At 69.1% G+C, this 20,574-nt stretch carries 28 protein-coding genes; 6 read left to right on the plus strand and 22 right to left on the minus strand.

The window, feature by feature from the left end; translation table 11 throughout:
* Positions 1-20 precede the first annotated feature (20 nt).
* From AC3RJ6_RS02750 to AC3RJ6_RS02850, 21 genes are all read right to left on the minus strand, one after another.
* Positions 21-260: a hypothetical protein gene (locus tag AC3RJ6_RS02750; RefSeq protein ID WP_491425342.1), complete on the minus strand. Its 240-nt coding sequence runs from the start codon at positions 258-260 to the stop codon at positions 21-23.
* A gap of 99 nt (positions 261-359) precedes the next feature.
* On the minus strand, positions 360-677 hold the full coding sequence (locus AC3RJ6_RS02755; RefSeq protein ID WP_491425343.1) for an HNH endonuclease: 318 nt from the start codon (positions 675-677) through the stop codon (positions 360-362).
* Between the two features lie 21 nt (positions 678-698).
* On the minus strand, positions 699-857 hold the full coding sequence (locus tag AC3RJ6_RS02760; protein ID WP_491425344.1) for a hypothetical protein: 159 nt from the start codon (positions 855-857) through the stop codon (positions 699-701).
* Positions 858-1,221: 364 nt separating this feature from the next.
* Positions 1,222-2,280: a hypothetical protein gene (locus AC3RJ6_RS02765; RefSeq protein ID WP_491425345.1), complete on the minus strand. Its 1,059-nt coding sequence runs from the start codon at positions 2,278-2,280 to the stop codon at positions 1,222-1,224.
* On the minus strand, positions 2,277-2,978 hold the full coding sequence (locus AC3RJ6_RS02770) for a DUF7341 domain-containing protein (protein ID WP_491425346.1): 702 nt from the start codon (positions 2,976-2,978) through the stop codon (positions 2,277-2,279). Before AC3RJ6_RS02770 ends, AC3RJ6_RS02765 begins: the two co-directional genes overlap by 4 nt.
* Positions 2,975-3,478 (minus strand): hypothetical protein, encoded by a 504-nt coding sequence (locus AC3RJ6_RS02775; RefSeq protein ID WP_491425347.1) that lies wholly within the window; start codon positions 3,476-3,478, stop codon positions 2,975-2,977. Before AC3RJ6_RS02775 ends, AC3RJ6_RS02770 begins: the two co-directional genes overlap by 4 nt.
* Before the next feature lie 10 nt (positions 3,479-3,488).
* Positions 3,489-3,839 carry a hypothetical protein gene (locus tag AC3RJ6_RS02780; RefSeq protein WP_491425348.1) on the minus strand — a complete coding sequence of 117 codons (351 nt, stop codon included), beginning with the start codon at positions 3,837-3,839 and terminating at the stop codon, positions 3,489-3,491.
* A gap of 301 nt (positions 3,840-4,140) precedes the next feature.
* Positions 4,141-6,621 (minus strand): phage/plasmid primase, P4 family, encoded by a 2,481-nt coding sequence (locus AC3RJ6_RS02785; RefSeq protein WP_491425349.1) that lies wholly within the window; start codon positions 6,619-6,621, stop codon positions 4,141-4,143.
* A gap of 85 nt (positions 6,622-6,706) precedes the next feature.
* Complete coding sequence (locus AC3RJ6_RS02790; RefSeq protein ID WP_491425350.1) at positions 6,707-7,318, minus strand: hypothetical protein; 612 nt, start codon at positions 7,316-7,318, stop codon at positions 6,707-6,709.
* Between the two features lie 14 nt (positions 7,319-7,332).
* Positions 7,333-8,274: a hypothetical protein gene (locus tag AC3RJ6_RS02795; RefSeq protein WP_491425351.1), complete on the minus strand. Its 942-nt coding sequence runs from the start codon at positions 8,272-8,274 to the stop codon at positions 7,333-7,335.
* The gene (locus tag AC3RJ6_RS02800; RefSeq protein WP_491425352.1) at positions 8,271-8,894 is read right to left on the minus strand and encodes a hypothetical protein; all 624 of its coding nucleotides are present in this window, start codon (positions 8,892-8,894) and stop codon (positions 8,271-8,273) included. The genes AC3RJ6_RS02795 and AC3RJ6_RS02800 overlap by 4 nt, the downstream gene beginning before the upstream one ends.
* Entirely contained in the window at positions 8,891-9,259 is a 369-nt protein-coding gene (locus AC3RJ6_RS02805) for a hypothetical protein (RefSeq protein WP_491425353.1), read from the minus strand. Before AC3RJ6_RS02805 ends, AC3RJ6_RS02800 begins: the two co-directional genes overlap by 4 nt.
* 101 nt (positions 9,260-9,360) lie before the next feature.
* Positions 9,361-9,780 carry a DUF8820 family protein gene (locus tag AC3RJ6_RS02810; RefSeq protein ID WP_491425354.1) on the minus strand — a complete coding sequence of 140 codons (420 nt, stop codon included), beginning with the start codon at positions 9,778-9,780 and terminating at the stop codon, positions 9,361-9,363.
* 29 nt (positions 9,781-9,809) lie between these two features.
* Positions 9,810-11,273 (minus strand): DUF6745 domain-containing protein, encoded by a 1,464-nt coding sequence (locus AC3RJ6_RS02815; protein ID WP_491425355.1) that lies wholly within the window; start codon positions 11,271-11,273, stop codon positions 9,810-9,812.
* Positions 11,270-11,614, minus strand: coding sequence for a hypothetical protein (locus AC3RJ6_RS02820; RefSeq protein WP_491425356.1), 345 nt, complete (start codon positions 11,612-11,614; stop codon positions 11,270-11,272). Before AC3RJ6_RS02820 ends, AC3RJ6_RS02815 begins: the two co-directional genes overlap by 4 nt.
* A gap of 38 nt (positions 11,615-11,652) precedes the next feature.
* Positions 11,653-12,012 (minus strand): hypothetical protein, encoded by a 360-nt coding sequence (locus AC3RJ6_RS02825; protein WP_491425357.1) that lies wholly within the window; start codon positions 12,010-12,012, stop codon positions 11,653-11,655.
* Positions 12,009-12,314 (minus strand): hypothetical protein, encoded by a 306-nt coding sequence (locus tag AC3RJ6_RS02830; protein WP_491425358.1) that lies wholly within the window; start codon positions 12,312-12,314, stop codon positions 12,009-12,011. Before AC3RJ6_RS02830 ends, AC3RJ6_RS02825 begins: the two co-directional genes overlap by 4 nt.
* Positions 12,311-12,607: a hypothetical protein gene (locus AC3RJ6_RS02835; protein WP_491425359.1), complete on the minus strand. Its 297-nt coding sequence runs from the start codon at positions 12,605-12,607 to the stop codon at positions 12,311-12,313. The genes AC3RJ6_RS02830 and AC3RJ6_RS02835 overlap by 4 nt, the downstream gene beginning before the upstream one ends.
* Entirely contained in the window at positions 12,604-12,897 is a 294-nt protein-coding gene (locus AC3RJ6_RS02840; protein WP_491425360.1) for a hypothetical protein, read from the minus strand. The genes AC3RJ6_RS02835 and AC3RJ6_RS02840 overlap by 4 nt, the downstream gene beginning before the upstream one ends.
* 40 nt (positions 12,898-12,937) lie before the next feature.
* A complete protein-coding gene (locus AC3RJ6_RS02845; RefSeq protein ID WP_491425361.1) occupies positions 12,938-13,207 on the minus strand; it encodes a hypothetical protein in 270 nt (89 codons plus the stop codon).
* The gene (locus tag AC3RJ6_RS02850; protein ID WP_491425362.1) at positions 13,204-13,455 is read right to left on the minus strand and encodes a helix-turn-helix domain-containing protein; all 252 of its coding nucleotides are present in this window, start codon (positions 13,453-13,455) and stop codon (positions 13,204-13,206) included. Before AC3RJ6_RS02850 ends, AC3RJ6_RS02845 begins: the two co-directional genes overlap by 4 nt.
* A 224-nt stretch (positions 13,456-13,679) precedes the next feature.
* Here AC3RJ6_RS02850 and AC3RJ6_RS02855 point away from each other — a divergent pair, with 224 nt between their 5' ends.
* The 5 genes from AC3RJ6_RS02855 (at position 13,680) to AC3RJ6_RS02875 (ending at position 18,642) form a co-directional block, all read left to right on the plus strand.
* The gene (locus tag AC3RJ6_RS02855; RefSeq protein WP_491425363.1) at positions 13,680-13,970 is read left to right on the plus strand and encodes a hypothetical protein; all 291 of its coding nucleotides are present in this window, start codon (positions 13,680-13,682) and stop codon (positions 13,968-13,970) included.
* A 9-nt stretch (positions 13,971-13,979) separates the two neighbouring features.
* On the plus strand, positions 13,980-14,423 hold the full coding sequence (locus AC3RJ6_RS02860) for an ImmA/IrrE family metallo-endopeptidase (protein WP_491425364.1): 444 nt from the start codon (positions 13,980-13,982) through the stop codon (positions 14,421-14,423).
* A gap of 335 nt (positions 14,424-14,758) precedes the next feature.
* On the plus strand, positions 14,759-17,119 hold the full coding sequence (locus tag AC3RJ6_RS02865) for an arylsulfatase (RefSeq protein WP_491425365.1): 2,361 nt from the start codon (positions 14,759-14,761) through the stop codon (positions 17,117-17,119).
* 544 nt (positions 17,120-17,663) lie between these two features.
* Entirely contained in the window at positions 17,664-18,176 is a 513-nt protein-coding gene (locus AC3RJ6_RS02870; protein WP_491425366.1) for a hypothetical protein, read from the plus strand.
* Positions 18,177-18,222: 46 nt separating this feature from the next.
* On the plus strand, positions 18,223-18,642 hold the full coding sequence (locus tag AC3RJ6_RS02875; protein WP_491425367.1) for a PPOX class F420-dependent oxidoreductase: 420 nt from the start codon (positions 18,223-18,225) through the stop codon (positions 18,640-18,642).
* A gap of 15 nt (positions 18,643-18,657) precedes the next feature.
* Here the strand turns inward: AC3RJ6_RS02875 and AC3RJ6_RS02880 are convergent, their stop codons facing one another.
* The gene (locus tag AC3RJ6_RS02880; RefSeq protein WP_491425368.1) at positions 18,658-19,545 is read right to left on the minus strand and encodes a serine hydrolase domain-containing protein; all 888 of its coding nucleotides are present in this window, start codon (positions 19,543-19,545) and stop codon (positions 18,658-18,660) included.
* 116 nt (positions 19,546-19,661) lie between these two features.
* Between AC3RJ6_RS02880 and AC3RJ6_RS02885 the strand changes: the two genes are divergently transcribed.
* Positions 19,662-20,528 carry an AraC family transcriptional regulator gene (locus AC3RJ6_RS02885; RefSeq protein WP_491425369.1) on the plus strand — a complete coding sequence of 289 codons (867 nt, stop codon included), beginning with the start codon at positions 19,662-19,664 and terminating at the stop codon, positions 20,526-20,528.
* Positions 20,529-20,574 lie beyond the last annotated feature (46 nt).

Here is a 20,574-nt window from a genome sequence, read left to right on the forward strand (position 1 = left end):
CGGCGACGTCCTCCCAAGAGTTAGCTCGCGCCCCCTTGGGCTCGACGAGTACGCGCGGTGGCGCCTCCCCGAGCAGCGCGACGGGCTGCGATCTCGTCAACCGGATCACCAGCCTTCTCGGACTCCGACTCAAGCTCGGCGATCTTCGCCTCGAGCGCACGCCACTGGTTCATCAGTGGCGCCCGCTTTTCGGCGTCGGCCTCAAGGATTGACGACCACATCACGTCGCGGGCCGTCTTCAGGTCGTCGATCCGTGCCATGGCGAGCACCCCCCGATCGACCTGACGAGCTCCGTGTGTGAAAGAGCCCTATGCCTCCGGGAGGGCTGGGCTGGTGGAGGGGGGGGGAGGGGTACCGGGTCACCAGTTGACGAGCGTCGTGATCGTCCGTGGTCGATCGCGCCGCTCGAGCGCTGCGGCGACTTCACTTGGTGTTCGGTTGCCGATCCATCGGTTGCATGCGCGGTGGGTGAGGACGCAGTTGCTGGTGTCGTAGGCGCTGCCGCCTCGGCTCACTGGGATGAGCTCGTGTACCTCGGGTGATTCGTCGAGGCGTGGTGGGAGCGTCTTGTCGACGGGCTTCTTGCAGAGCCAGCAGTGGGTGTCGCGTGCGAGGACGCGGGCGCGTACTTCGTTGCGGCGGTGGCCGTTCTGGCGGCGGGGGTTAGGTCGTGGCATCGGCACCCCGGGGGTGGGTGGTCAGGGGTGGCGTCGGCCGCGGCGCGTGTTGCGTGCGGCGAGGGTGGGGAGGATGTCGAACCAGCTGGGCCCATGGGGAAGGCGGGAGCGTTCGTCGGTCGGGGCGCCGGCGAGCACGACGATGATGCCGAGGATGAGGAGGCCGGTCATCGTGAGCACGGTGGCCTCCTCGTGCTCGTGTCCCGGCGGCGGCAGGTCTGTCTCTGCGGGAAGGTGTGTTCGCGTCGTGGGCAGCCTTCGAGTGAACTCAAGGAAAGGCTCGTTGACCGCCGCCGGGTGCTGAAACGAGCGAAGGCCCGCACCGTGGATGGTGGGGGCCTTTCTGGGCATGCGTGTCCGCTGCGAGCACCATGGTAGCTGTCGTTCGCACGCGGTGTGCCATCTCGTGGGGTTCGGCGTGCCGGGGCTCAGGTGTGGTGCACGACCTCGCAGTCGGGGCAGGCCTCGGCGATGTCGACGGCGCGTTCGAACGGGAGGTCGGCGCTGGTGATGGTGTGGTGCTCGGGGCAGGGGTAGATGTCGGTCATGATGCCTTCTCCAGGTCGTTGTAGTCGTGTGCTTCGAGGCCGAGCTCCTGCCGGATGCGGAGCACCGTCTCGGGTGCGCAGTGCAGCGTGGTGGCGGTGCGCTTGTCGCTCCACCGGCGCTCGTGCGCGATCGTCACTGCGACGCGACGCTCGGCAGGGGTGAGGCGGGCGCGCTCGCCGTTCAGCGCGAGTTCGACGGCGACCTCATCGACGAGCTGTCCGACCTCGGCGTCGACGTGTGGCCTTTCGGCAGGGTCGTCGATGTCGTCCCACGCGAGGGGTCCGACCCAGCCGCGCCGGGCGGCGACGCGGCGAGGCCGCTCGTGATAGCCGCCGAGTTGGGGCTGGTTCCAGAGCTCGGCGAAGAGCGCGCGAACGGCCTGGTAGGTCTCGGCGGTGACTCGTGGTCCCTTGCCGAGCACGATGCGTGAGAGGTTCCCGACGGTCATGCCGAGTCGATCGGCGAGCGAAGATTCACTGTGTCCGATGGCGACGAGCGCCTGCAGGCGCCGCGTGGTTCCGATGCTGGGCAGGTAGGCGGCGTCGATCGTGTCGACGGTCAGCTCGAGCAGTCGACGCGCGACGGATGCGAGCACGGTGCGCTTGGACGGGTCTCGGTGGCCGGTCTTGTTGCCGCGGGGCCCGTAGACGACGTTCATGATGATCGATCGCGACACCTGGGCGGCGTCTGCGATGCGCTCGAGGCCGAAGCCGGCCTCGTTGAGCTCGAGGACGTGGGAGCGCACGGGGATGACGGGGACGCGGGCCGGCGCGATCTGGTCGGCGCGGCCGTATGCGCGCAGGCGGTTCCGTCGTCGCTGGCGATCCATCTTGCGGAGATGGGAGCAGCGATCGCACCGGCAGCCGTGCTCGCCCCAGCAGCCCTGGAGGTCGTGCTCGTGGTCGGGCGGGCAGATGGTTGGTGCGGAGGAGGTGCGGAGCGGTGACTGCTCGATGCGGCCTGCTCGGTACTCCTGCAGGTAGTGCATCCGGCACATGCCGCGCGCGGTGATCTGTCGGTCGCAGCCGTCGAAGCGGCACACCTTGCCGGTCATGATTCGGCTGCCTGTCGGATGTGCTGCTCGAGGTCGTGGGCGAGGGCGCGAATCTCCCAAGTGCCGCGGGCGGTCCAGCCGCAGCATCCGCAGCGGACGGTGGTTCGGTCGAGGGAGCCGTGACCGTCGGGCCGGTACTGGACGGAGAGGGCGACGCGCTGCTCGATCTCGTACTTCTTGACGCCGCGGTCGAGGTAGCCGTAGAGCGGGACGAGGTACCAGCCGGCACCGCATTCGGGGCACTCTTCGGGGGTGTTCGTCTTGAGGTCGAAGAGCTCGAACGTGGTGGGCGGGTCGAGCTTCTCGTCGATCGCAGCGCACCAGGCGATGAGGGCGCCGACCTCGTCGTCGAGGTCGCCGGGTTCGGCGTTGCGCCACCGGTGGGCGTAGAGGACGCGGAGGTTGTCTTCGGGGAGGACGTGGGGTGCGCCGAGGTCGGCGGCGACGTGCCATTCGCCGATGATGCTTTCGATGTGCTGGTACCGCTCGAGGGCGTCGGCGTCGAGGGGGATACCGGAGCTGGTACCGGCGGTGACGGCGCCGCCGACGATGCTGGATGCGATCGCGGTGCGCAGTTGCGGGATGAGGCCGTCGTGGTGTTCGTAGTGCTTGGTGCCGTCGTCGAGGTGGGTGGTGACTATGCGTCCGGTGGTGAGTTCGTCGACGAGGTCGAGGAGTCGGGTCTGTTCGGGGTTCATCGGGTCCCTCCGGTGATGCGGATGACGGTGGCGAGGTGGGCGCACGCGGCGTCCCAGCCGGCGGCCTGGTCGACGCCGAGCGCCATGGCCTGGGCGCGGGTCATCATGGCGTCGTCGGCGATGGCGGCGATGGTGTCGCAGGTCTTGGTGCGTGTGTCGGTGTCGTGGGCGGTGAGCCACCGGTCGTATTGGGCGCCGGCGAGCTGCTCGGCCTCGGCCGGGTCGGTGTCGCCGATGAGCGTGCCCCGGATCGCGCGGGCGCGGATCTCGTGGTCGAGGGGCGTGTAGCCGGCGTCCGGCGCATCGTCACCGTCTTCGAGCATCGTGTCGAGCTCGGTGGCGTGGGCGAGCAGGTCGGCGGCGAGGGTGCGCGCCTCGTCGGCGGTGATCGCAAGCCGGGTGCGTTCGTGGCCGACGTGGACGGCGAGCTCGAGGTGGGTCGCGTCGTCGGTGTAGTCGACGGCGGCGAGGGTGGTCGTGTGGGTGCGGGTGATGGGCATGGGTTCCTCCTCAGAAGGGCGGCTGGTCGCGGTAGACGGTGGTGGTGGTGGCGGTGGTGAGTCGGGGGCCGGCGAAGGGGTAGCCGCAGCGGTGGGCGGTGAGGATGCGGTCGGTGGGTTTGGGGCGGATGGGTGTGGCCGGTGTGATGGGCATCGTGGTGAGGGCGCCGGTGGTGTGGGTGCGGAGGCGCCAGATGGGGCGGCCGGTGAGGGTGCAGGCGATGACTTGGGCGGGTGTGAGGATGACAGGGTCGAGTCGGCTGTCGGGGCCAGTTGGGAGGTCGTCTTCGTCATCCCAGACGGCGTGGAGAACCCGCTGGTCGCAGGTGCGGCAGGAGGTCCATTCGGGTGCGGTCTTCATGCCGACGTCACCTCGATTCGAGGCGAGGGACCGAAAGGGACCGATTCGGTCGACATCAGAGCGACATCGTGTGCGCGCGCGGTGTTAATTAACTTGCGTGCGCGCGTTAAGCGCTCCACTAGGAAAAAACGGTCCCTATCGGTCCCTGTGCCTCGTTCTGCCGCGTGTTCTTGCGGAAGTTGGCAGGGACCGATAGCCGAAAGAACGGTCCCTGAACGGTCCCTGTTCAGGGTGGATCGGTCCCTGAGCCTGATCCGGGTTGATCGGGCAGGGACCGTTTCGAGGGACCGATTTTCGAGGGTCATCGGTTCCACCAGGGCGACTCGAGCTCGCCGTCGGCCTCGTCGGCGAGCATTGTGATGCCGGTGTAGAAGCGACGACCGTTCGACTTCGCCTCGCCGATGCCGCGCTGTCGCAGCTGCCGGCCGAGCGCCTGCCCGCTGAGCTCGTGCTCGCTCTGCTGGTGGCACCAGGTCGTGTACGCCGACCGCAGCTCCGCGGTGTCGACGCGCGCTTCGGCGCCGCCGCCGAGGCGGCATTGTTCCTCGAGGAACCGGCCGAGGTGGTCTTCCTCGGCGCGGTAGAGGTCCGTCGCGGCGCGCACGCTGGCTGGGGTGTCGAGCTTGTCGCGGTGGTAGGCGAAGGCGCCGGCGATGATCCAGGCGAGGATGCCGGGCCCTTCCTCGTCGACGAGGCGCTGCTGCAGGCCTTCGATCTTCTCACTGTCGGGGACGGTGTGCGCGAAGGGGATGAGGCGGAGGCGTCGCCAGAACGAGTGCCCGCCGGATTCGACCTTGGGCTGGTTGTTGCCCATGAGCCAGAGCGTGTGGGTGGGGGTGAAGGTGAAGAAGTCCTGGCGCATGAAGCGGGCGGTGATCTTGTCGCCGCCGGTGAGGGTCTTCATCTTCGCCTCGTCGAACTTGGTGTTCTCGTTGACCTCGGAGGCGATGACGAGGCGTCGGCCGCGGAGGTTCGCGAGCTCGGTCTCGTGCTTGTCGCGGCCGGCGAGCAGGAACCCGGTGGGTGCTTCGGTGGCGTAGTCGCCGAGCACGGTCGCGATGGTCTCGAGCAGCACGGTCTTGCCGTTCTGGCCGGCGCCGTGGAGGAACGGGAGGACGTGTTCGAGGGTCTCGCCGACAGCGGAGAGGCCGGCGAGGCGCTGCACGTAGTCGATGAGTTCGAAGTTGCCGCCGAACGTGGTCTCGAGGAACCGGTCCCAGAGCGGGGTGGGCGCGTCGAGGTCGGGGGTGACTGCGGTCTGCTTCGAGTGGTAGAGGTGCGGGGTGGCGGCGAGCAGCTGCCCGGTTCGGAGGTCGGCGATGCCGCCAGGGGTGTTCAGCTGCCACGGGTGCCGGTCGAACTGGTCGGCGACGACGCGCATGCTGCCGGTGGTGCGGGCGAGGCGGACGGCGTCGTGGAGAGCGCGGGAGCTGAGGGACCGCTGTCGGTGCCGGTGCAGGTCTTTAGTGTCGTGGGGGAGGCGGTGGGCGATGTCGCGGGCGGCTTCGATGGCAGGGGCGTCGTCGGGGTGGAACTCCCAACGGGTGCCGGTCCAGGTGACCCAGCGGCCGGCGTCGGGCACGTACTTGAGCTGGTGGTGGTGTTCGGCGGCGAGGAGGCGTGCGTTGCCGTCGTCGGTGAGGTCGGCGTCGTCGTCGCTGACGGTCGCGGGTGCGGTGGTGGCGACGGCGGCGAGCACGCTCCCGGTGGGGGTGGTGCGCGAGCTCGCGGCGGCGAGGGGGCTCGGCGCGGGAGTGGCCGGGTCGGTGTCGGGCGGGGTGTTGACGGCGGCGAGTGCGCGGGGTGCACGGCGTCCGTACCCGCGTTCGTGGAGGGTGCGGGCGGCGGCGGTGTGGTCGCCGGCGTGCTCGAGGAGAGCGAAGGCGCCGAACTTCGTGTACGGCGTCTCGGGTTCGAACACGGTCGACGAGGTGAAGACGTAGAGCCGGTCGCGGTCTTGCGCGTGCCCGGTGGTGGCGCTGATGCCTTCGTCCTTGCCGGGGCGACGCCAGTACCGGGTGGTGCCGCGGGTGAAGACGTGTCGCCACCCGGTGAGGATGTCGTCCCAGTCGGTGCGGGTCTCGAAGTCGTCGCCCGGGGTGATGTCGCCGTCGCTGGGCGTGCGGGCGGACCACATGGGGTCGACGGGTGTGGTCGCTGCGGCGGGTTCGGGCATGGTGTCGAGGGCGGCGTGCACGACGGCGTGGAGGTCGTCGCGCTGCTCGCGGGTGATGGTTGCGATCGTCGCGGGCCCGCCGGCGAGCCGCACCCACGGTTTCCCGGTGGGGTGCACGGTGCCGGCGGAGGGGGCGAGCACGACGAACCCGCCTTCGCCGCGGGTCTCGGCGAGGGTGTCGCGGCCGGTGGCGCCTTCGCTGGGTGCCTGCGCGACCTTCGAGTTCCCGGGGACGTCGCCGTCGGCGAGGAGGTACTGGAGGTGGAGGCCACCGGATGGGGAGGTTTCGGACCAGCCCGTCATGACGGTGGTCCAGAGGTCGTGGAGCCCGGACCCGTCGATGAGTTCGAGCACGTCGGGCAGGAGGTGCATCGCCTTGCCTTCGATCTCGAGGAGCTCGAGGCGGCCGGAGATGTTGCCGGTGATGCAGCCGATGCCGTTCTGGCCGGGGTTGGTGAACCAGGTGGTGATCTGCTCGTCGGTGGGGCGCTCGCTGGTGTAGGGCTTCCAGGCGACGGCCGGGGACTTGCTGCCGTCGCCGCGGACGGGGACGACGCTGATGCCGGCTGCCGCGAGTTCGCGGGCGGTGTCGAGCAGGTTGTTCACGGGTCAGTGCTTCCTTCTGCGTGTGGCGGAGATGGTGGGGGTGTGTGCGCCCCGGGCCGGCGGGGCGCACACACGATGGGGTGGTTCAGAAGGGGACGGCGGCGATCTGCTCGACGCTGGCGCCGACGGCGGGCGCGATGACGTCGTCGCTGATCCCGGCGCGGCGGAGCTGCTCGACCTGGGCGGTCTGCTCGGCGGTCAGCCCGTCGGGGATGAACGACTGCGCGGGCGCGGCCGGGGCGGGCGTCGACGGCGGGGACGCGGGTGCTGCGGCGGGGGCCGGTGTGCCGGCGAGGCCGGTGGCGGGCGCGGTGTACTGGGCCTCGTACAGCTTCTTCGGGTTCGCCGGGTTCTTGCTGTTTGGGTCGTTGCCGATGTACTGGAGGCTGAGGGTGCCGCCGACGGCGACGTCGGATACGCGGGCCGCGGCGATCGCGTTGCCGATGGCCTTCTTCATCGCGGTCGACGTGACCCAGAGGGTGCGTTCGCCGTCGTCGTCGTTGTCGTCGCGGAGCTGCGTCTGCAGGGGGACGATGACGGCCATCTTCGGTTCCCCGGAGGGCCAGAAGTCGAGCTCCTGGGTGCCGAACTTCGTCTGCTGCTTTTCGTAGGGCTGCTGCCGGATGGTGCCGGTGATGCGGTCGCCGATGTTGGCGAACTTCACGGAGCGGCCGGTGGCGGTGTTGAAGAGTGACATGGTGCGTCTGCCTTTCAGCTGAATAGGTGGGTGGGCGCCGCGGGTTGCGGCGTCGCGGGCAGCCCGCGCGGCGGCGAGCTGGTCTCGGGGGTGCACGTGGGGTGCACGGTGTGGCCGGCGTGGATGAGCACGGGGTGCAGGGGGCCGTGGCAGACGGTGCATGTCGTCTGCGCGACCACCGGCGCCGGTGCCAGGGCTGGTGTGGGCGGATCGGCGGGGGTGCCGTCGTCGAACAGGTTGGTGCGGTTCGCGTTGACGCGTTCGCGGTGCTCGGCACGGCACCAGGTGCACCACTGGTCGTCGCAGGGCTGCTTCGCGGCGACCGCGGCGTCGATCCCGACGACCTGCAGCAGCGACCACAGTTGGTTCGCCCGCTCGAGGGCGGCGAGCGCCCGGTGCGGGTCGTACGGCTCCGACCAGATGTGCGCCTGCTGCAGCTCGCCATCGCGGGGGAGGAACGCGATCGCGACGCGTCGGGCGGGCCCCCAGTCGTCGCCGTCGGTGAACCCCTTGCCGTACAGGTGCGCCTGCGCACGGTACTGGGCGGAGGGCCCGTGGATCCGGTAGTGCGCGAGCTGCCGGGTGCCGACGATCTTGTGGTCGATGACGGTGCCGGTGGGGACGTGGAACAGGTCAGAGTGGCCGGTGATGGCCTGCTCGCCGATCAGCCCGACGGTGACCTCCCACTCGGTGACCCACTCGAGCTGTGACAGTTCGCCGCCGCCACGGTTGGCGCCGTTGAACCACTCCTCGAGCTGCGCGTGCACCGCGGTTCCGATCGCTGGCTTCCACGCCGGGCCGCGGTCGGGTTCCGGGTCGCCGTTCAGCTTGTGCAGGATCCACCGGTCGCAGGGCTTCCCGATCTCGGAGGGGCCGATGCGCTTCTGCAGTGACCGTGGGTGCGCGGTGATGCCGGCGCGGATGACGCCGAGGTAGAGGTCGTCGATCGTCGTCACGCCGCATCGCCGCCGAGCTCGGTGGATGTGTCGTAGACCTTGCCGTAGTCGACCCCGGTCACCTCGAGCTGCGCGCCGAGCAGCCACGACCGGGCCTCGGGGATGCCGGCGTAGATCGCGATGTCCGGCGTCAGGTAGGCGAGCGTCAGGTGCGGCTTGTACTCGGCGAACGAGTCGACGTGCGGCAGGACGCTCAACGCGGCGTTCATCTCGCGCAGCTCGTCGCCGCCGAGCCGGGCGACCAGGCACCCGTACGGCAGGTCAGGGTACGGCGAGGGGAACACCTCGACCTCGACGACCTCCACGGATACCTTGCGCGGCCACCCGATGAGGTCGTTGATGACCTCCTTGCGCTCGTACGACGGCGTCAGCAGCCCGTACTTCGCCGTCACGTGTGCGCTCTCCTCGGCGACCGGGCCACGGACCCACGATCGGTAGTCGCCCTCGGGCGCGTAGACGTAGTCGCGTTCGAGGATGCGCACGCCCCACGCCTGCTGGTCGAGCTGCTCGCGCACGGGCAGCGGGTCGAATGTGAGGCCGACGAAGCCGAGCGTCTTGACGTCGACACCGATGCCGGCCAGCATCTCCTCGCGGCCGATGAACTGGTTGCGTCCGGTCATCCCGCGGCCTCGGTCGCGATCGCGTGGCGGCGATGCCACGTGCGGACTCCGGCGACCGCCTGAACCGAGCAGCCGACCTCGTGCGCGATCGCCGCGTTCTCGACGCCCCGGTCGAGCAGCCCCCGGATGCGCGCCTTGTCCGCCTCGCTCAGCGGCGTCCCCGCGCGTGCTCGCCCGGGCGTGACGACCGGGTTCGAGAGGGGCGTGTCGAACAGCATCGCGATCGCCTGGTCGAGGTCATCGTCAGACGCGTGCAACCGTTCAGCGGTCGCGCACAGCGTGTGAGTGGCCGCGATCGCCTGGTCGGCGTCGACGGCGACCGTGGCGACGATCTGATCGACGCGGTCCTGCGTGAGCTGGAACATCGGGGCGTCTCCTTCCAATCGGGTTCGGGGGTGGGTTGTGCCCGGCGGTGGAGTCGAACCACCGCTGCGACCATCCGGGCGACCAGCGCAGGCTGTGGGGGTCAGTCCTGCACGAGGCGGAGCTCGTCCGCCTGCTCGCGCTGGCGACGGATGGTGTAGTCGCCGGGGCCGAAGCCGATGTACGCGTGCTCGGGGTGCGCGAGGTACGCCCGCGCGCCGGTGCCGACCGAGAGGACGCCGAGCGCGAGGTCCTCGGTCGACGCGGTCTGCGCGTCGAATCGGACGTCGCCGTCGGCGAGCAGCAGGTGCGTGTTGCCGCCGTTCTCGCCGCGGACGACCGCGACACCGTCGGCGGGCACCGGGGTGCTCGCGGGGCGGGTCACGGGGGCGTGCTCGGCGGGCACGACGATCACGTCGCCTTGCCGACCGAAGTCGACGACGGGCACGAGCTGGTCGAGGTCGTGGTGCTCGTCGACGGTGACGCCGAACTGGTCGATCGCGCGTTCCAGGGTGATGGACATGGTGGTGTTCTCCTTCTCGGTGTGGTTGGTCAGCACGCGGCCGCGAGCTGCAGGTAGGCCTCACGGGTGAGGCCGAACGTCCAGGCCGCGGCCTGCACGGGTGTGGTGCACGACGCGGGCACGGTGAGACCGAACTGGCGGCGGGTGCCGTCGCGCTCGACCGTCGCGTTCGTGCAGGCGAGCAACTTCACGGGCTCGTCGAAGATCTGCTCGGGCAGGTCGTACAGGGTGAGCTCGAACCCGGGGTTGCCCGGGTCGGCTTCGGCGGGCCCGGTCGGGGTGAGGCCGGCGGCGGTGATGAACTCGTGCCAGCCCATGCGCTCGATCGCGCAACGGCGCACCTCTGCGTTCCGCTCACGCATGATGCGCTCGACGTCCCACCCGGTCTCGATGAGGTCGCCCGGCACGTTGGTGCCGTGCCAGAAGTACAGTCCGTACCCGTCGGCCCACTGGATCGCGGGCCCGGTCTCGCAGTGCATGCGGTGCTCGCCGGCGGCGTTCTCGACGTGGATGACGGTGGGGTTGTCGCAGACCATGATGAAGTCGCGGAACGGCCACCAGTACCCGGCCGACGCCGCGGCTTCCGCCTTGAGGGTGCGGTCCCAGAGGTCGCCGGGCAGCTCGAGCTCGAGTTCGTCGCGGAAGAACGCCCAGTACGACTGCCACCAGCTATTCAGCGACCACCAGCCCCATCCGCCGAAGCGACCGGGCATCCACAGGTAGAACGCTCGCTGGATCGTCAGGAGCAGGTCACGCTCGTTGATGTCGACCGCCGAGTCGACCGCCGAGTCGACCGCCGAGCCGACCGCCGAGCCGACCGCCGAGCGGACCGCCGAGCCGACCGCCGAGCCGACCGCCGAGTCGACCGCCGAGCCGACCGCCGAGCGGACCGCCGAGCCGACCGCCGAGCCGACCGCCGAGTCGACCGCCGAGCGGACCGCCGAGCCGACCGCCGAGTCGACCGCCGAGCCGACCGCCGAGCCGACCGCCGAGTCGACCGCCGAGTCGACCGCCGAGCGGACCGCCGAGTCGACCGCCGAGCCGACCGCCGAGTCGACCGCCGAGTCGACCGCCGAGTCGACCGCCGAGCCGACCGCCGAGCGGACCGCCGAGCGGACCGCCGAGCGGACCGCCGAGTCGACCGCCGAGTCGACCGCCGAGCCGACCGCCGAGTCGACCGCCGAGCGGACCGCCGAGTCGACCGCCGAGCCGACCGCCGAGCGGGGAATGGTCCCCGAACGGCGGAGCTGCTCGATCACGTACGCCGCGATCGGCCCCGCGAACGCCCCGACGATCGGCGACGAGACCCGGACGATCGTGTCCGGGAACGGGATCTCGGCGACGTCGTAGCAGTAGCGGACGCCGGACTGCCAGAGCGCCCATTCCTCCTCGGTGAGCGGGGTGGTGCTGCGGGCGTTGTCGATCCAGTCCTGAGCGAACGGCGCCATGCGGGCGCGCTGCTCCTCGGTGAGGGTGGTGATTCGGATCGTCACGGCTTGATCACCACCGAGCGCTTGCCGACGACCTTGTAGCCATCGAGCGCGGCCGGCGCGAACTGCTTCCGCACGGTCGCCATGTTCAGCACCTGGCGGGTGTCGTACAGCTGCGGGTACTGGTCGGCCGGGTAGTCGGCCGCGATCTTCGTGTCGTCCGTGCGGGTGTACTCGCGCACCTGCACCTTGACGGTGCCGACGTCGTGCGTTCCGAGCTCGGGGAGCTCGTCGAGGATCGCGGCGTCGACCTGGGCGAGCTGCTCCTGCAGCTGCTCGAGGTCCGCGGCGAGCACGACGCGCGTCTGCACGAGCTGCTCGAGCTTCGTGACGAGGGTGTCCATGGTTCCGGTTCTCCTTCGTGATGTGGGTGATGGGTTGGTCAGGGGGAGCTGAGGAGCGCGGCGAACGTCGCGAGCGTCATCGTCACGAGCTGCTCGCCGCCGACGGCGGAGCCGACCCGCTTGTGTGCGACGACGCCGAGCGCGGCACCGTCGTTGATCCGCTCGGTCTCGGCTTCGCGGAGCCATGCCGGAAGCGCGAGTCGCGCGACGTCCTTGCACTCGATGACGACGCGGCGCCCGTCGGCGGTCTTCACCCCGGTGATGTCGCCGCGGTCCTTCGACCCGGACTTCGCGCGCCGTTCGATGCGGTCGTCGCCGAGATCGTCGGCGAGGGTGGTGGCGACGAGCTTCTCGAACCGGGCGCCGGCTGCCTTCGCCGCGGCGCGTGACCGGGTCACCGGGTGCCGCCGATCTCGACGACGTCGAACGGTTCGAGGCCGGGCCCGGTCGCGTTGCATGCCGCGCACTGGTTGAGGCCTTCACCGGCGAGCGCCTCGAGGTGCTCCTTGCAAGCGAGTGCTTCCGCGTGGCACGCCTTGCAGCGGACGAACGCGACCGCGGGGCGCCCGCACGCGCGGGCGTGCTTCGCGATGAGCTCGGCGACGATCGGGAAGTCGGGCACGAGGAGGATCCGGCAGGGCGGGATGAAGTCGAGGAGCTCGAGCGCGTCTGCGGGGAGCACGGTCGCGGCGGCGTTCATGATGCGACCGCCCTTGCGACGGCGGCGCGTGCCGCGGCGACGAACTCGAGCGCGGCCTGGTCGGTGTACCGTCCGGCTGCGTGGCCGCGCATGACGTCGAGCGTCTGCACGACGGATGCGGACAGGTCGCCTGCGTCGGTCGCGGAGACGCGCGGGTCGCGGGCTGCGGCCCGCATCTCGCGGCGCACGGCGAGGAGCTCCATCGTGACCTCGGGCTGCGGTTCCCGGAGCGCCGCCATGAGCCGCTCGAACGCGTCGCGCACCGTGGCCGGCTGCACCGTCGCCGTGCTCACTGGGCACCGCCGAGCGCGATGAACGCGGCGACGATCAGGAGCGACACGTCGACGATCGCGGCCACGGTCGCGACGATCGCCGTCACGGGGAAGGGGATGTCGCCGAGGCGGTGCCGGACTGGCAGCACCCGCTGCTGGAGCGTCGCGCCGATCGCGTCGACCGCGGGCACCGGGGTCGTGTTCAGCGTGATGATCTCGTCGAAGAACGGGCGTCGGCCTCGCTCGAGCAGCGCTGCGAGCTCGGCACGGTCCGCCGCGTCGGCGAGACGGTTGGGTGCGGTGGTGGTCATGTCTTGGTCCTGTTCCGGAGTGTCGTGAGAGGTGGGCGCGTCATGCGGGCAGCGCGTGCAGCAGTGACTTCACGCGGGCGCGTCGGGCGATCGCCTCGGATCGGGTCTCGGCCTGCGGTTCGTGGTGCGTCATCTCGATGACGCGGTCGATGTCGTCTTGCGACATCCGCCGGTTGCGCTCGCTGATCTTCGAGTGGGGCCACTTGCCGCCGTAGACCGCCTTGCGCACGAGCTCGTAGTCGAGCTGCAGCTTCTCGGCGACCTGGGCGAGCGTGAAGAGCTGCGGCCCCTCCGCCGTCGGCGCGTTCACGCCGGCACCTTCTCGCGGCCGAACTCCGCCGAGTCGAAGATCACCTGCACGTCGATCCCGAGGAACGCTGCGATGCGCTCGAGCTCGGCGACGTCGAACGGCTCGTCGCCGTTGACGCGCCGGTAGGCGGTCGCCCGGGAGACGCCCAGGACGTCCGCGATCTCGATGAACCGCTTCCGCTTTCGCGCCAGCTCGGCGCGTACGGCACCCGCGATGGATGCCGTGTACGTGTCGCTAATTACCGCCATGGGAAACATGCTGTCGTCAATTAGCGTCAGTGTCAACCCTGATATACAGCGTGTCGGTAATTGAGTACGGTGTACTCATGGGCAGGAGATCAGTGGCCTCGCCTGCGACGCCGTTCGCAGAGCACTTGGGTCGATACCTCAAGCACCTCGTAGAGGAAGCCAACGGCGGCGACGCCTCGGCGCGATGGCTCGCAAGGCACATCGACCGGAGCAAGGACTACTGCGTGAAGCTGCTCGACCAGTCGGTTGCGATGAACACGAACGACATCGAGCTCATCGCGGCATGGCAGGGCATCTCGCCGTACGAGTTCATCGCGAATGCGCGCGGCTGGATGTTCGGCGACTGGGCCAACTCCGGGTCGTACCTCGCGGCCTATGTCAGTGGCGAGTTTGAAGATGCTGCCGAGGCGCTCCCAACGCTCGACAGGCAGCGGGAACGTCGCATGCGCGAGTCGGCGGAGAGCATCGCCGCCCGACGCGGCCGCAATGAAGCGGATGGGGAAACGGACGACTGACGGAGGGGAATGCGCGCACTACTGCGGCACGCGGCAGACCTGGGGGTTCGCGTGCACCTGGCTCACATCGACGATGATCCTGAGCTGCTCGGCTACTTCCTCGCCGACGAACAGAGCATCGTCCTCCGCCTTGGCATGACGCTCGCACAGACCCGCACAGTGCTCGCGCACGAGTTCGGCCATGCCCACCACGGGCACACCTGCGACAGCCCGTCGGCCGAACGGCAGGCTGACATCTATGCAGCGCGCCTGCTCATCGATCCACGCGAGTACGAACGTCTCGAGCGCGTCGACCCGGACCAGTACCACATCGCCGAGGAGCTCGGCGTGACTGCCCGTCTGATCTTCGCGTACGAGGCCCACTGCCTCACGAAGATGCGCGGCATCACCTACACCTTCCCGAGGATGGGTGCCGGCCAATGGGCGCATCGTGCCGTGCCGGGTGTACGTTGACGGTGTCAACGTCAGGCGGGTGTGGGTGGATGCCGAGCGTATCCAATTACCGTCAATATGCGCAGGGTTTCGCGGGTTCGGCGCTAATTACGGACTCTCGGGCGGGTTCAAATCCCGCCGTCTCCGCACCTCACTGCACTTCAAGGTTTAGGTTGCGTGGTCTGAATTCTTATGGATCGCAGCCTGAAATGTGAGCGGCGATAGAAAAGCCCCTGCGGTTCGCAGGGGCTTTCGCTGCACTTGACCACGTGTCTTGTGCGCGGTTGCTGGGTATGGTCGGTTTCGAGGGTGCATCGCGGCACCCACTCTGAGGCTTCCTGAGCGACGGGGGTAACGTGACCGCACACGACGAGATCCAGCGAGCGACGCTGCCGATTCCGGACCAGACCTACCCGGGCGTGGTCACCTATGTGGCGACCGATCCGGACACGATGTTTCCACCGATCACTCCACTGCGACCGCCCGCGGGTGCACCGAACGTGTTGATCGTCCTCATCGACGATTGCGGCTTCGGCGCTTCGAGCGCGTTCGGCGGCCCGATCTCCACACCGAACTTCGAGCGGGTCGCTGCTCGCGGCCTGAAGTACACGCGTTTCCACACGACGGCGCTCTGCTCGCCGACGCGCGCGGCCCTGTTGAGCGGTCGCAACCATCACACGGTCGGCATGGGTGGCATCACCGAGATCGCCACGAGCGCACCCGGCTACAGCTCTGTTCGGCCGAACAGCTGCGCACCGCTGGCGGAGACGTTGAAGCTCAACGGCTACAGCACCGCACAGTTCGGCAAATGCCACGAAGTCCCCGTGTGGGAGGCCAGCGCGGTCGGACCGTTCGACCACTGGCCGCACCCGGGCGGCGGATTCGAGTACTTCTACGGCTTCATCGGCGGCGAAACCAACCAGTGGTACCCCGCGATCTACGAGAACACCTCACCAGTCGAACCTTGGGGAACTCCTGAAGAGGGCTACCACTTCATGGCCGACATGACCGACAAGGCCATTGACTGGACGCGTCAGCAGAAGTCCCTCGCCCCGGACAAGCCGTCGTTCACCTATTTCGCACCTGGTGCGACACATGCACCGCACCACGTTCCCGCGGAGTGGGCGGACAAGTACAAGGGGAAGTTCGACCAGGGGTGGGATGAGATCCGCAATGAGACCTTCGCCCGCCAACTCGAGCTCGGTGTCATCCCGCCGGATGCGGTTCTCACCGCCCGCAGCCCGGGTATTCCGGCGTGGAACGAGATGAGCGACATCATCAAGCCCGCTCTCGTGCGTCAGATGGAGGTGTACGCCGGCTTCCTCGCCTACACCGACCATCACGTCGGCCGACTGCTCGACGCGTACGAAGAGTTGGGCATCCTCGATGACACCCTCGTCTACGTGATCATCGGCGACAACGGCGCTTCCGCCGAGGGCTCGATGCACGGCACGACGAACGAGGGCTTCACCATCAACCACATGAACGACATCGAGACCGAGGAATACGTCGCGGCGCATATCGACGACCTCGGAACCCCGCGCTCGTACAACCACTACGCCGTCGGGTGGGCACACGCCATGGACACCCCGTACCAGTGGACGAAGCAAGTCGCGAGTCATTGGGGCGGCACCCGTAACGGCACGATCGTGAGCTGGCCGAACGGAGGCGTCGAGCAAGGCGGCATCCGCAACCAATTCAGCCATGTCATCGACGTGGCGCCCACAGTGCTCGAGGCCGCCTCGATCCCCGAGCCGGCGACCGTGCACGGTGTGACTCAACGGCCCTACGAGGGCACGCCCATGAACTACACGTTCGCCGACGCGACCGCTGAAGAGCGGCACACCACCCAGTACTTCGAGATGGTGGGCAACCGTGCCATCTTCCACAAGGGCTGGACCGCGGTCGCGAAGCACAAGGACCCCTGGGCGGGTTCAGACCACGGCATCGACGACGACATCTGGGAGCTGTACAACGTCGAAGCGGACTGGACGCAGTCGAACGACCTCGCGGCGCAGCAGCCTGAGAAACTCGCGCACCTCCAACAGTTGTTCCTGATCCAGGCGGCCCGCTTCAACGTGCTGCCGATCGATATCCGTACCGCAGAACGCTTCAACTCAGACCTCGCCGGGCGTCCGGCCCTGATCACCGCGCAAAGCCAGAAGCTCTATCGCGGTATGCGTCGGCTCAGCGAGAACTCGGCCATCAACATCAAGAACAAATCCTTCACCGTGACCGCGAAGGTCGACCTGCCCGACGGCGGTGCCGACGGCGTGCTCATCGCGCAGGGCGGCGCATACGGCGGGTGGTCGTTCTACGGCACCAGCGGCAAGCTCGCGTTCGCCTACAACGTGCTCGGCATCCACACCGACATCGTTCGGTCAGAATCCGTCGTTCCGGCTGGAACCCAGGAACTGCGGGCGCACTTCGCCTACGACGGCGGCGGGCTCGGCAAGGGCGGACTCCTGACCCTCTTCGCCGACGACGAGAAGATCGGCGAAGGCAGGATCGAGCGAACCCTCCCCTTCCAGTTCACGTTCGACGAGACGGTCGACGTCGGCATGGACCTCGCGTCTCCCGTCTCGTCGGACTACGGTGCAACCGACAACGGGTTCACCGGGACGCTCGACTGGGTGCAGATCGATCTCGGCGAGGACGACCACTCCCACCTCATCGACAACGAACACAAGATGCGGGTCGCAATGCTGAAGCAGTAACGCCCTCGGCACGGTGCAACGTGGCGGCGAATCGCTGCTGCCGCGGTTCCGCGCCACCTACTCGCCGAACCACCTGAAGGGCGGCGAGGCACAGGATACGCGCGTCATCTTCGGGCTGCCGAGATGAATCCGATGGAGTGGACTCAGGCAGTCGCGCTGCGACCGTGCTCGTTCATGCGGCACGTCGGGCAGGCTGGAGGATTCTTCTTGAGGCGCGCAGAGGATTTCCTTTTCGGCACGCTCGTCGACCCCGAGCGATAGCAAGGCACCTCGAGATTTCAGACCACGCCCACCTGGGGGTGGTCTGAATTCTCATAGATCGCAACCTGAAATCTGAGCGGTAACAGAAAAGCCCCCGCGGGTTCGCGGGGGCTTTCGCTGTTTCCGGCCTTGTGCTGTGCGTTGGTACCTGTTCTCGTCGTTCACTGGGGTCGCAGTTCAGGTCGTCGGAGTGGGCCCGTACCGGCGAACCGGCAACGTCAGATGGTCCGTACCGTCCGGACATGCCTCGACCCCAATACGGCTACCTAGGGACTCGGAACCTGTGACCACCACTCGAACGGTTCGCACCGCGACCACCGCGATCGCCTCTCTGTCGCTCGCAGTGCTCCTCAGCGGTTGCGGAGGAGCGTTGCCCGAGAAGAACATGCAGACACCCGACGAAACCCACGACGCGGTGCGCGAAACGCTGACCTCGACGATCGAACTTCTGGGTGGCCCGGACGGCTGGACCGAGTACTACGACAACCCGCCGACGTCGTGCTCACTCAACGGTGAGGACGGCGTCTACTACGCCGAAGACCAGATCGGCCCCGGTACCGGTTCGATCGAGGCACGCGACGCGGCCGTTGAACGAGTGCAAGAGCATCTCGAATCACTCGGCATGCAGACCTGGCTCGGCGAACGGGTCGAATCGGACCCCCTCGTCTACCTCTACGCCAGCGACGGCCCTACCGCGAAGTTCCACGCGTACATCGGTCCCGACCACATCGCCCTTTCTGGCGAGTCATGGTGCGTCCCGGGCAACACCAAGGAAATGATCCTCGGCCACAAGTAGCGAAGTCGACACGCACGCCGACCGCACGGCGTCGTAGCATTGCCGGGTGCGGGAGTTGACGGCAGCCGGAACCGAGTTCCTGACCGAGCGGCATCTCGCGACCCTCTCGACGCTCGCGCCGTGGGGCGGCATCCACGCGGTCCCGGTCGGCGTCACGCTGCACGACGGCGTGCTGCGGATCATCACCTCGGGCGATTCGCAGAAGGTGCGCAACGTCCTCCGCGACCCGACCGCCACGGTCAGTCAGCTGGCCGGTGCGCAGTGGGTCACGTTCCAGGGGGTCGCCACCGTTCATGACGACCCGGCCGAAGTGGCCCTCGCCGTCGAGCTGTACGCGCAGCGCTATCGCCCGCCGCGCGCGAACCCTCGGCGCGTGACGATCCACGTCGCCCCGCAGCGGCTGTTCGGCAGCGCCGGCATGGTCGTCGGGCGCGACCTCGAGGCTCCTCCGACCGCCTCGCCGTAGCGCACCGGCTCGCGCTCAGGCTCGGGGGAGCCGGGCCACGGCCTCCTCGGCCGCCTGGACGAGTCGGTGGTCGCGGGTCTCCTCGTGCGCCGTGATCGTCACGACCGCGTCGCGCGCCTCGTCGACGTAGACGTACTGGCCGTAGCGGCCGTCGAGTCGCCAGCCGTCGCCCGGCCCCTTCCAGACGGCGAGGCCGTAGCGCGACGAGTCGCCCGCCCACTCGGTCGAGACCCAGTCGGCGTGCATCGCATCGACCCACTCGGGCGACACGATGCGACGGCCCCGCCACGCTCCGCGGTCGCGCAGCACGCGGCCGATGCGGGCGAGCTCCTCGGTGCGCAGCTCGAGGCCGCTCCCGCCGACGATCCAGCCGAGGGGGCAGCGATGCCACTGCGGATTGTGGATGTCCAGCGGTTCGAAGAGTCGCGGCATGAGCCAGTCGCGCACATCCCCGACCTCCGCCCCGAGCGCACGCATGGCGACGTAGGTGCTCGCGTCGGAGTACTGGTAGACCTCGCCGGGCCCCCGAGTCGGGCGGCGCAGCATCTCCTGCGCGAGATCGGGCCACAGCGCCGGCTGGTCGCCGAACCACTCGAAATCGATGCCGCTCGTCATCGTGAGCAGGTGCCGCAGCGTCACGGCCTCGACCCCGTGGCCGAGCGGCATGTCCGGCAGGAGCCGGCCGACCGGTGAATCGAGGGCGACGATCCCCTCGTCGATGGCGATGCCGACCGCGAGGGCGGCGACGCCCTTCGAGGCGGAGTAGACGTTCACGCGGTCGTCGCTGCGCCAGCGATGCTGCGCCTGCTCGTCGCCGACGAGCACGTGCACGCCGTAGGCGCCGAGGCGCTCGCCGTCGATGGCGGCGACGATGCGGTCGAGGGTCGAAACGGCTGGAGTCACCCCTCGAGGCTAGCCAGTCGCCCGGCGGACCGGGCATGCCGTCATGATCGAATCGAACGCGAACGATCGGGTGCGGGCACGGCCCGCCGCGCAGACTCGAGGGTGAAGGGAGAACCGTGATCGCACTGCTCAATCGGCTCGTCGAGTCCGTCGAGGCGCACCTGTCCGACGGGGTCGACGTCGCCGAGCTCGCACGGGGACTCGGCACGACCGACTTCCACCTGCGCCGCATGTTCTCGTCGCTGGCCGGGATGCCGCTGTCGGACTACGTCCGGCGCCGCCGCATGACGGTCGCCGCGGCCGACGTCCTCGGCGACGACCGGCTGCTCGACATCGCGGTGCGCTACGGCTACGGCTCGACCGAGGCCTTCGGCCGGGCGTTCCGCGCCGTGCACGGTGCCTCGCCGGCCGAGGTCCGGCAGCACGGCGGGCCCCTTCGCGCACAACCCAAGCTCGGCTTCCGCCTGACCGTCGAAGGGAACAACACGATGGACACCCGAATCACCGACCGACCCGGCTTCCGCCTCGTCGGCCATGCCGCCCGCGTGCCGCTCATCCACGAGGGGGTGAATCCGCACATCCAGTCGCACATCGCCTCGCTGCCCGCGACCGAGCACGCCCGGCTCAAGGCGCTCGGCGACACCGAGCCCGCCGGGCTGCTCCAGGTCAGCGCCGACGTCGACCCCGACTACCGCGAGGGCAGCAAGCTCACGTATCTGCACGGCGTCGCGACGGCGGCGACGACGCCGGCCCCCGAGGGGCTCGACGTGATCGACGTCGAACCCGGCGCCTGGGCGGTGTTCCGCACCTCGGGGCCGTACCCGGCCGCGCTCCAGTCGACGTGGGCGGCGACCGCGTCGGAGTGGTTCCCCTCGAACCCGTGGCGGCTGCGGCCCGGCCCGTCGATCGTCGCCGTGCTCGACCGCGCCGACGACTTCAGCACTGCGACGACCGAGCTCTGGCTGCCCATCGAGCTGGGGTGACCGCGCGAGCCGAGTGCCGTCGCGCATCCGCCCTCCGCGAACGCGG

It is taken from the genome of Agromyces cucurbitae (assembly GCF_058349945.1).

Excerpts from the sequence above, each read along its gene's own strand:
- AC3RJ6_RS02830 (WP_491425358.1), bottom strand. The coding sequence starts at position 12,314 with ATGAACGCCGCCGCGACCGTGCTCCCCGCAGACGCGCTCGAGCTCCTC.
- AC3RJ6_RS02755 (WP_491425343.1), bottom strand. The coding sequence starts at position 677 with ATGCCACGACCTAACCCCCGCCGCCAGAACGGCCACCGCCGCAACGAA.
- AC3RJ6_RS02750 (WP_491425342.1), bottom strand. The coding sequence starts at position 260 with ATGGCACGGATCGACGACCTGAAGACGGCCCGCGACGTGATGTGGTCG.
- AC3RJ6_RS02775 (WP_491425347.1), bottom strand. The coding sequence starts at position 3,478 with ATGCCCATCACCCGCACCCACACGACCACCCTCGCCGCCGTCGACTAC.
- AC3RJ6_RS02850 (WP_491425362.1), bottom strand. The coding sequence starts at position 13,455 with ATGGCGGTAATTAGCGACACGTACACGGCATCCATCGCGGGTGCCGTA.
- AC3RJ6_RS02810 (WP_491425354.1), bottom strand. The coding sequence starts at position 9,780 with ATGTCCATCACCCTGGAACGCGCGATCGACCAGTTCGGCGTCACCGTC.
- AC3RJ6_RS02800 (WP_491425352.1), bottom strand. The coding sequence starts at position 8,894 with ATGACCGGACGCAACCAGTTCATCGGCCGCGAGGAGATGCTGGCCGGC.
- AC3RJ6_RS02860 (WP_491425364.1), top strand. The coding sequence starts at position 13,980 with ATGCGCGCACTACTGCGGCACGCGGCAGACCTGGGGGTTCGCGTGCAC.
- AC3RJ6_RS02780 (WP_491425348.1), bottom strand. The coding sequence starts at position 3,839 with ATGAAGACCGCACCCGAATGGACCTCCTGCCGCACCTGCGACCAGCGG.
- AC3RJ6_RS02805 (WP_491425353.1), bottom strand. The coding sequence starts at position 9,259 with ATGTTCCAGCTCACGCAGGACCGCGTCGATCAGATCGTCGCCACGGTC.
- AC3RJ6_RS02840 (WP_491425360.1), bottom strand. The coding sequence starts at position 12,897 with ATGACCACCACCGCACCCAACCGTCTCGCCGACGCGGCGGACCGTGCC.
- AC3RJ6_RS02820 (WP_491425356.1), bottom strand. The coding sequence starts at position 11,614 with ATGGACACCCTCGTCACGAAGCTCGAGCAGCTCGTGCAGACGCGCGTC.
- AC3RJ6_RS02765 (WP_491425345.1), bottom strand. The coding sequence starts at position 2,280 with ATGACCGGCAAGGTGTGCCGCTTCGACGGCTGCGACCGACAGATCACC.
- AC3RJ6_RS02790 (WP_491425350.1), bottom strand. The coding sequence starts at position 7,318 with ATGTCACTCTTCAACACCGCCACCGGCCGCTCCGTGAAGTTCGCCAAC.
- AC3RJ6_RS02770 (WP_491425346.1), bottom strand. The coding sequence starts at position 2,978 with ATGAACCCCGAACAGACCCGACTCCTCGACCTCGTCGACGAACTCACC.